The following is an 8,577-nucleotide window of genomic DNA, read 5'->3' as shown; positions in this document are numbered from 1 at the left end:
CCAGGGCTACTCCCGCTGAATCGACTGCAACGAACGTGTACGTCAGGCTGGCGCTATCGGGATCCGTGAAGGTGCCGGCGGGGACCTGGAAGCTCCAAGTGGCATCCTCGGGCGAGCTCTGATCAGCGATCGCGCTCGCTAGGATCGGAGCCTTATTCGAGGGTTTGACGTAAACGGTGTAAGCTTGATTGAAGGGGATCGTCTCGTTTCCAGCGGTGTCGACCACCTTGAGGATGAGCGATCCGCTTGCTGTAGGCGTAGGCACAGAGAGCGCGAAGGTCGTGCCGGTGACGGTTGCCTGATGCGTCTGCCCATCCAGCGTCACAAACAGCTTCTCGTCGGGCGCCAGCGCCTTCGACAATGAGCCTTTGAGCTCTACCCGCGCTTCGGCAGCTTCAGTCGCGCTGATGATATTATCGCCGGCAAGCAATACGTTCGTGAACGTCTCAGGCGTCACCGTCGTGTCGACCGTGATCACCGCTCCGTGGTTGCTGTTGGTGGTGAGCCCAGAGGCGCTGGTTGCCCGAGCATAAAGGTCGTGGGTGCCAGCATTGAGGACACCCGAGTAGCTCCAAGTGGTCCCAGAAATGGTCGCAGTGCCGAGCTTCGTTGTGCCGTCATAGATGTCAACTGTGGCTCCGGCTGCCACTGTGCCTGAGAGTTGCACATGGCCGTCTTTGGTGATGCGGTCGGTGTTCGAAGCGCCCGTGTCGTTCGCCAGAACCTGGCTCGTGAGCGCGACCGTCGGGGCCGTGCCGGTCACCGTGAAGTTGAAGGCCGGCGAGGCCTTGCTCACGTTACCAGCCAGATCGGTCGCGGTGGCTGTGAAGGTGTACTTGCCAGCGGCAAGCGTGCCGGTATCGACTGTCCAAGTCCCGTTCGCGGCCACAATAGGCGTCAGAGTGCCTGTATTCCCAGCGGCGTCCTTCCATGACACCACCACCGCGCTGTTCGTCTCGGCCTTACCGCTGACGTGCAACGTGTTATCGGGCGTGTTGGTGACGACTGTTCCTTTGTCATCTTTGACGGTGAGAGTCGGAGCACTGGGCGCGACGCTATCCAAAACCCCCTTGAACGTTGACGTGGCTGTATTGCCGGCCTTGTCGGTTGCGACCGCTGTCAGCGTATAGGTTCCGTCGGGAGCCACCGGAGCCTTGAGGCTCCACTTGCCGCTGGCATCGGCGGTGACAGGCCCGAGCGATCCCTTGTTGCCCTTCGCATCAACGTAATTGACACGAACGGTCGCGCTCGCCTCTGCCGTGCCAGATATCGTGATCGGGGTACCGCCCTTAGTCACGCCATCCGTTGCGCTTCGCCCGGTGTCGGGGCCGATCCCTGTGATTGTGACATTTGTCTTAGTGTCCAGGAACCAAGTCGGAATGATTGCGCTGACCGGCTGGGTGCCGGTCTCCTTGACAGTGAGATTATAAGCGCCGTCGTTCAGCGATGCCGTGGTGATCGACCAAAGACCGTTCTTGGCGACCTTGGTCGTGAGAGTCTTCGTCGCCTTCGACACAGGATCGATATATGAGATGATGATGCTATCGTTCGCCGCGCCGGTCCCCGAGATGATCAGAGCGTGATTGGCATTGCCAGACGTGTAGCGGTCAGCCGCGCTCGCCCCGGAATCCGGGGTGACGACATACGAGAACTTGGCCATGGCGTGCCCCTCTGCGCGCTGATAGGATGCGCGAGTGCCCTCATTGGGCGTTTTGCTGATTTCATACGCATTGCAGGAGGGCTGGCAACACAGAAAATAAATAATCGCGAATTTTTATTCGGCGTTCGACTGGAGTGTCCGGTAATATACCAACGAAAAAATCTGTACAATCGCATACAATTCCGGCGGACGGCATTGAAAAATATGGTGAAAAGTTTCCGTGGCGCGTATTAGTACTCTGCCGCAGCAGGTACTAGCTCAATCGACATCGATTCGTGGGTTCGTAGTGATCCGTGATCGTACCGCCGCGTTGGCGCGCCGAGCTTGGGCCTACACCTGCCGCGGCTTTGCCGTTGACCTTACCGGCCGATCTGGCTGCTGAGATCGCTGACCTGCGACGTGTCGACGGGCGGGCCTTCACCCCTCCGGGCCTTCACAAGCTAACGGTGCCGTCGAGGTTGTGAGGCTCAGGCGAGATGCCAGCCCTGTTCAATCTGGCTGAGATGCTTTCCGTGCGCCTCAGCGCTCTCGAAGCGCAGTCGCGGCGTCAGAAGTCACTGGTGATCGCACTCGGTGTCTCGTGCGATGGGCAGGGAGGCCTCAGTCAACGCGATGCGGCGCCCGGAAGCCCACATTATCGGGCAACGCCTTCGTACGCGCTGCGCGGATAATTTCGTTCCCGCTGACGCGCCAAGTCGCCTCAGGCGGATCTGGAGAGATGCCTCAATAAAAATCGATCTAATATACACTGCTAATCCACTAGAATGCTACTCCTGCGTCAGAGCGAATGCGGCAGAAGTTCTTGGCAGCCGACGTTCCGATTTGGAACGCTTTGCCGGGTGGCCGAATTGAGATGGCGATTAACCTGGGAGAACGCCCATGCGCCAGACACTCACCTGCCTCGCGATGCTCACCATGCTCGGTGCCGCTCCAGCCCTCGCGCAGACCACTGTGACTGGTCAGCCTGCACCGGACGCCGGCACCAGCGAGAAGTCCGGCGGTCAGCAGGCCGTCACGCGCCCGAACACTGACAGGCCGGACGCCAACAACCCGGCCACCACGGGCAAAGCATCGAGCGCCAAACTCGAGGAAGGCTCAAATAGCTTCACCGAGGCGCAGACCCGCAAGCGCCTTGAGGATGCGGGCTACAAGGAGGTCAAGGACCTCAAGAAGGACGACAAGGGCATCTGGCGCGGTGCGGCGATGCTCAACGGCAAGTCGGTGAACGTCGGCGTCGACTTCAAGGGCAACGTCGCGGCTCAGTAAGTGAACGTGACGAGACCAGTCCTCAGAACAAACACTCAGGAGGCCGCCATGGCTCAGCAAACCATCACCGCTCTCTTCGATCATTATGATGATGCGAGCGCCGCTGTCGCGCAGCTCGAAGCCGCGGGCGTCGCGCACTCCGACGTCAGCATCGTCGCCAACAATGAAGGTGACCGCCACTCAGGTCTCGTTGGGCGCGGCGACAGGGACCACCACGAGGCGAAGGAAGGCGCTGAGACCGGCGCAGGTACCGGTGCGACGGTCGGTACCCTGGCCGGTGGTGCCTTGGGCCTTCTGACCGGGCTCGGCCTCATGGCCATTCCCGGCGTCGGGCCTGTCGTGGCCGCCGGCTGGCTGGTGACCACCCTGACAGGTGCAGGCATCGGAGCGGCTGCCGGCGGTCTCATCGGAGGTCTGACCGGAGCCGGCGTGAACGAGGCTGACGCTCACACCTATTCTGAGGGTGTGCGGCGAGGCGGAACCCTGGTCACCGTCCGGGCCGATGAGGCTCGCTCTGTCATGGTGATGGACATCCTGGAGCAGCACGGCTCCGTCGATGTGCATGAGCGGGCGCAGACCTGGCGCTCGGAGGGCTGGACAGCACCTACCGTGGCCGAGAGTAGCGGGCCCACGGGCTCAACTGCGGGGGCCGGCCTATCGCCTGCCGGGGCCGTTGAGGGACGCACGCGCGTCCGGTCCTATCCGACGATGCCCTAAGGCTGGACCCGGCACTGCGGCGCGAGGAAGTCCATGCGAAACAAGGGTTGGGAGCACGCGCGATGCTCCCGGCCGCGGCCGCTGTGACCCGGTGCTGGCAGAGCGGATGCGGGCTCGCCTCTCCCACTCACAGGAAGCCGTGCTCGTGCAGCTGGCGGATCGAGGCAGACGCGCTCCGGTGATGGATGAAGACGCCGCCCTCCTTCTCCCAGAGGTGGCGGTACTTGTCGCGGTCATCCACCAGGGCATCGCCCGGGCTGCAGTGCTTGCGCTTCGATGCGGCGCTGGTCGTGATCACCTCGACACCGGGGAAGTGGCGCGCGGCCCAGCGGCGCTTCTGCGGCTCGGCCCAGGCGCCGCGGGGCAATCCAGTCAGGATGACGGGCTTCAGTTCGCGGACCGCGTCGTACAGCTCGATGGCGTCCGGCAGCAGGTCGAGGCTCTCGAAGAAGTCCGGAGTGGATGCCAGCCTGCCCCAGAAGCGCCCGAGGCCGAAACGCTTCTCGAAGGCTGCGGGCAGCATCCCGAAAACGGCGGCAGCGCCCTTGTCGAAATCCGCGAGGACACCGTCGCAATCGAGAAACACAGTCTGCATCGGCACGCTTTGCGCTGGGAGGCGATTGTCTCAGGGTGCGGAGGTTCGCTCTAGCCAGGTGTTCGGTCCCGAAACAACCAGAAACTATAATCACGGGAGCGTGATTGGATCGACCGCTTTAGCAAGCGCACATACCCGCGTGCTGCTTGATCCCCCTCAGCGGCGCGGTGGCCCAGCCACCTCACTCGGCGGCCGCTCCTCCCCGCGGCCGCCGCTTTCGCTGCACCGTACATGCGGAGGCCGGTACCGCTGAGCGCAACCTGAGGGCAGCCAAGCCAACCGGTGCCCACATCGCCGCAGGCCGGACCGTTTCGTCTTCTGCTCTGGTTACCTTGTTGAGATGAAGTCCTAGAGCCCGGGTCTGAGATGACTAGGGCTTATCGCTGCTTGCCCTGCTTCTGCTGCGTCAGACGCGGCGCATGTAGGCCCCCTCCCCCGGAACCGCTGCGCATGCCCGTGCTCTCAAGCCAACCTCACCGTGTTCGCGAGAACGGCCGCGGCTCCCACAGCCTTTACGCGGGCGACGCGGAAGTGATCTCCGGTCTTAGCCACGATGATGTCGTTGCCTTCTACATCGCGCATGTGGAGGGCAGCACGCTCTGCGAGGCAGATACAAGGTCAGTGTCTCAGCGTGCACCTGTGGCTCATGCCGGAGAGAAGGGCAGTTCTGTCCCACTCGCGGCTCAACACCGCTCGCGCCGAGATCGCACGCCTGCTCGCCGTGGCCGGAAGCTCGCGCTCATGCCGCATATCGGGCTGGTGCAATCGGCCATGCAACAGGACCCGCGCATCCGCCCGATGACGATGGCGCTGCTGCTCAACCAGTCCGGCGTCAGGGTGCACTCCTTGCGGCCGGTCGAGAGCATTATGGCGTATTGCAGCCGGTAACATCCGAGCTGTCGCCGCACCTGAGGGAGTGCCTGTAGCTGATCATCGCCATCGAGAGCCGCTACTGTGCGAGGATTTTCTCCTGCCGCTGGGCCTCAGTCAGTGCGCCCTTGCCAAGGCCATCGCGGTGCCGGAGACGCGCATCAGCGAGATCATCCGGGGCCGGCGGTCGGTGTCGGCCGAGACGGCTCTGCGGCTCGCCCGGCATGTCGGCGGAGGTCTGGATGGGTCTGCAGGCGACGTATGATCTGGAGATGGCGCGGGATGCTGCCGCTCCGTCGATCGAGAAGCAGGTTCAACCGCGGGTTGCTTGAAGCAGAGGTTCGAGTCGAGGACCTTTGTCAGCCCCCTGACCTCTTCATGGCTCAGCGCGAGTAGACGGTAAGCTCGTCAGGTACGGCATCGCCGCCAGCGCAGCATCGCCGTATCCGAGTTCGGTTCAGCGGTCAGGCCCCACACAGAGCATCCAGTGCGCGCACAAGCGATTTGCGGCGCGACATGGCTCGGCGCTCGTAGCGCTCGATCCGCGCGAGCTGCCCGATCAGCACGCTGACCCGCGCCGGAGGTTGCGATCGACGGCTGGCCGTCACTATCACGTAGATCTCCTTTTGGTTGAGCCCAGCCTCGAGACCCGCCTGAACCAGCCCTAAGGTTGAGGGCTCCTCCCAATCCCCGTCCATTTCCCGAAGCAGGCGGTCGATGTCCGACAGCAACCCCGCACGCATGCTCCGGATCCTGACGAGGTCGAGTTGCGCCCCGGCCACGCGGCGGGCTGCGGCGAGCGTCGGCCCCTCCCCTGCTCGCGGCCCTGCGATCGCGCGAGCGAGCTCCTCGACCTGCGGGCCCCATTGCGGATCCGCGCTGAGGTCGACGGCGAGCCCGTGCCGGAGCGCGTTGCGGCTCGCCCGATCCTTGCCGGCCCGCGTGCGGGGGCCTGTGCTCTTCCGCGCGTTCTCGCGATTGGCGGCCGTTTTCGTGGGTGAAGTCACCGCCGCGCCGGCCCGCGTTGGTCGTTGGCAGCCTCGACCGCTTCGCCGTCGATGATCTGATCGGAGGCGGCGCGCAGGCGGCTACCCAGCGCAGACCGCCGCCGCTCGATCTCGCGCAGCACGCCGTTCCGGCGGCCGTCCGCGTTGGCGATCATGCGCTCGATGCGGTCAAGGTCGTCCAGCTTGCTCGAGAGCGCCTGGGCCGAGATCGCCTCATCGGTGAGGCCGTGCTTGGCGAGAAGCGCGGCGACTTCGCGCACCGCCTCTGGCTCTCCCGAGCTCCAGCCATGCACAAGTTCACTGCGGTCGTAGCCAAAAGTGTCGCCCGCGGGCTCTCTATAGGCATCCAGTAGGTCGCTCAGGCCTCGCCGGCGCGCCGTTCTCAGCATCGCTGTTCTGAGCCGGCGCAGGCGCTGCGCCTCCCAGAGCAGATCAACGACGTCCTTGACCCACAGCCACTCGATCGTGTCCCGCGGCTCGACCGATACGCCCACGGCCGTCAGCAGCCGGCCGTAGGCATCGGGTTCCTCGTCGGGCAGCGGAGACGGTGGGGTGAGAAGGGAAGCGATCTCCAGCGGGATGAGTGCTCCCAGGCTCCCTGCCAGAACCTGATGATCCTCTCGCTTCGACGCGTTCGACATTCCAAACCTGATCGGTGACTGGTTGCGTGCCGGCCGTCTCTCGTCCGTCAGCGCAGCGGCAAGCTGCGCTGGCGCACCCTCTTGAGGGTTCGCGATTCGTTCCGCCAGCGGTTTTTCGGCTTCAGCCGCTGTCTTCCACAAAGACCGGCCGAATCTGGGCACCCTCTTCGCTGATCTGACGGTTGTACCGGACAGTGCAGCTTCCCTTGGCACGACCGTACCGTTGAGCTTGCGCTTGAGCGGGCTTGTTCTCGAACCCGGCAAGGGGCGCTCGGGTGCCGCCGCGCCAATGTGGCGAAGCTTCTGCCGCTTGGCTTGAGCCGTGCGGGTGTGATCATCGCGTGTCTTCTCGCGGCCGCAGGCCTCGTGGGCTGGTCCCATGTTGGCGATCTCGTCCGCGCCGCCGAGCTCGAGGGCGCGGATGTGCTCAATGATCCAGCGCTCGCGGGCCCCGTCGATGCGCTCGCCGCAGACGACGCACTTGCCGTTGGTGCGCTCCCAGGCTTGGAGCCGGCGGCGTGGGGAGAGGCAGCTGCGCGGGGTCGTGCCGATATCCTCAGGGGTGATGAGGGGCATGGCGCTTGTCCGTGCGGGGTGAGCGGCCAGAGAGGGCATTGAGGGCGCGGTGGGAGAGGTTCTCCCACTCGCAGAGGAGTTGCTCATAGCGCTCGATCAGGGCGCGGACCTCAGCGTCCTGGTCCTCGGTCACGAGCTTGGCGCGGACGCCTAATGAGGCGACGGTCAGGCGTGCGGGATCGGTCGCGCGCGAGCGCGGTCTTCTGCTGGGCATGGTGCCTCGCTGATTGTGAGGGAGAGGTGATGAAGCTAAGCCGCCGGCCGCTGAGCCGAGCGTGGAGTATGGGCCTGGGCTCAGCGCGACAATGGGGCCAGGGGCTGGGGCGTAGAGGCGCGTGGAGCGTTGGAAACTGGGATGCTTGAGAGGGACGCGGATCGCACGTGTTGCTTGGGGCCAAGCACCGCTGACGGCTGTGGGCGGTGTCTCGGTGCCAGGTACCCCTCCCCTGCTGGTGAGATCACGTGGTCCTGGAAGGAGCGCGAATTCACTCGCTGCGCGCGTTCGACGGCTCGACGTGCCTGATGAGCCGCGGATGAACGAGCTTCCTTCGCGGCCTTCCAAGTTCCTTTGAGAGCGGCGGAGAGGCAGATGTTCCAGGGCTCGCTTGTGACGGTGCGACGAGCTCTCGCTGCTTCGATCGCGGCGCACATGATGGCGCTCTTCTGGAATACGCCGTCGATGATGAGAGGAGATTTGCGGCTGTGAGCCAGAGCACGGCGCCCGGCGAGTTTTGCGAACGCCTGCTGACGATACCTGACTCGTTGTTCTGCCGGATCAGAGTGGCTGCGGTCACCGCGGAGATCACGTATGGCAGCGGACCATGAAAGCGAGCGTTGGTGGGCCATGACATTGATCCCATTCAGATCGTTTGATCGTTTTCATATCACTTGATATGGGATCTATCAAGGTGGACCCTGCACAACGCGTTCAGCTTACTGGAGCGCAAATTCGCGCGGCTCGTGCCCTCCTCCGATGGAGTGCAGAGGAGTTGGCGAGTGCGGCGCAATTAGGAGTCGCAACAATCCGAAGGGCTGAGGCTAAGGACGGACCAGTTTCGGCTACACCGGTGAACGTACAAGCAATCAGAAGTGCCCTTGAGCGTGCTGGAATAGACTTCCTGCCCGAGAACGGCGCGGGCGCTGGCGTCCGCTTCCGAGCGAAGCACTCGCGCTCTTCAGAATTGCCGACGTAAGCATCGAACGAGCGGTCCGCGCCGCTGTAAAATGCACTTGTTACAGGATCAG

General features: G+C 63.9%; 9 protein-coding genes. 4 read left to right on the top strand and 5 right to left on the bottom strand.

All coding sequences use genetic code 11. The annotated features are described in order from the left end of the window. Positions 1 to 1,660: Ig-like domain-containing protein (locus MOX02_RS28390; RefSeq protein ID WP_244948458.1), on the bottom strand; the 1,660-nt coding region annotated here is incomplete at its 3' end. 879 nt (positions 1,661 to 2,539) lie between these two features. Between MOX02_RS28390 and MOX02_RS28385 the strand changes: the two genes are divergently transcribed. Then, positions 2,540 to 2,926 carry a hypothetical protein gene (locus tag MOX02_RS28385; protein WP_147029135.1) on the top strand — a complete coding sequence of 129 codons (387 nt, stop codon included), beginning with the start codon at positions 2,540 to 2,542 and terminating at the stop codon, positions 2,924 to 2,926. Positions 2,927 to 2,974: 48 nt separating this feature from the next. Then, positions 2,975 to 3,643 carry a hypothetical protein gene (locus MOX02_RS28380; RefSeq protein ID WP_238179898.1) on the top strand — a complete coding sequence of 223 codons (669 nt, stop codon included), beginning with the start codon at positions 2,975 to 2,977 and terminating at the stop codon, positions 3,641 to 3,643. A 127-nt stretch (positions 3,644 to 3,770) separates the two neighbouring features. Here the strand turns inward: MOX02_RS28380 and MOX02_RS28375 are convergent, their stop codons facing one another. Then, complete coding sequence (locus MOX02_RS28375; protein ID WP_147029134.1) at positions 3,771 to 4,238, bottom strand: 5' nucleotidase, NT5C type; 468 nt, start codon at positions 4,236 to 4,238, stop codon at positions 3,771 to 3,773. A 450-nt stretch (positions 4,239 to 4,688) separates the two neighbouring features. Here MOX02_RS28375 and MOX02_RS28370 point away from each other — a divergent pair, with 450 nt between their 5' ends. Next, on the top strand, positions 4,689 to 5,126 hold the full coding sequence (locus tag MOX02_RS28370; protein WP_147029133.1) for a hypothetical protein: 438 nt from the start codon (positions 4,689 to 4,691) through the stop codon (positions 5,124 to 5,126). A gap of 28 nt (positions 5,127 to 5,154) precedes the next feature. Beyond that, positions 5,155 to 5,373: a HigA family addiction module antitoxin gene (locus MOX02_RS28365; protein ID WP_238179897.1), complete on the top strand. Its 219-nt coding sequence runs from the start codon at positions 5,155 to 5,157 to the stop codon at positions 5,371 to 5,373. A 199-nt stretch (positions 5,374 to 5,572) separates the two neighbouring features. Here the strand turns inward: MOX02_RS28365 and MOX02_RS28360 are convergent, their stop codons facing one another. The 3 genes from MOX02_RS28360 to MOX02_RS28350 are packed head-to-tail and all read right to left on the bottom strand — an operon-like array spanning position 5,573 to position 7,546. After that, positions 5,573 to 6,115 carry a hypothetical protein gene (locus MOX02_RS28360; protein ID WP_147029132.1) on the bottom strand — a complete coding sequence of 181 codons (543 nt, stop codon included), beginning with the start codon at positions 6,113 to 6,115 and terminating at the stop codon, positions 5,573 to 5,575. Beyond that, positions 6,112 to 7,332 (bottom strand): HNH endonuclease, encoded by a 1,221-nt coding sequence (locus MOX02_RS28355; RefSeq protein WP_170268034.1) that lies wholly within the window; start codon positions 7,330 to 7,332, stop codon positions 6,112 to 6,114. Before MOX02_RS28355 ends, MOX02_RS28360 begins: the two co-directional genes overlap by 4 nt. Continuing rightward, the gene (locus tag MOX02_RS28350; protein WP_147029130.1) at positions 7,313 to 7,546 is read right to left on the bottom strand and encodes a type 2 periplasmic-binding domain-containing protein; all 234 of its coding nucleotides are present in this window, start codon (positions 7,544 to 7,546) and stop codon (positions 7,313 to 7,315) included. Before MOX02_RS28350 ends, MOX02_RS28355 begins: the two co-directional genes overlap by 20 nt. Positions 7,547 to 8,577: the final 1,031 nt, after the last annotated feature.

The organism is Methylobacterium oxalidis (assembly GCF_007992195.1).
Taxonomy (GTDB): domain Bacteria; phylum Pseudomonadota; class Alphaproteobacteria; order Rhizobiales; family Beijerinckiaceae; genus Methylobacterium; species Methylobacterium oxalidis.
This window is presented reverse-complemented; position numbering and strand designations above follow the sequence as displayed.

Coding starts and splice junctions, on each gene's coding strand:
- MOX02_RS28385 (WP_147029135.1), top strand. CDS start 2,540: ATGCGCCAGACACTCACCTGCCTCGCGATGCTCACCATGCTCGGTGCC.
- MOX02_RS28370 (WP_147029133.1), top strand. CDS start 4,689: ATGCCCGTGCTCTCAAGCCAACCTCACCGTGTTCGCGAGAACGGCCGC.
- MOX02_RS28350 (WP_147029130.1), bottom strand. CDS start 7,546: ATGCCCAGCAGAAGACCGCGCTCGCGCGCGACCGATCCCGCACGCCTG.
- MOX02_RS28355 (WP_170268034.1), bottom strand. CDS start 7,332: ATGCCCCTCATCACCCCTGAGGATATCGGCACGACCCCGCGCAGCTGC.
- MOX02_RS28375 (WP_147029134.1), bottom strand. CDS start 4,238: ATGCAGACTGTGTTTCTCGATTGCGACGGTGTCCTCGCGGATTTCGAC.
- MOX02_RS28380 (WP_238179898.1), top strand. CDS start 2,975: ATGGCTCAGCAAACCATCACCGCTCTCTTCGATCATTATGATGATGCG.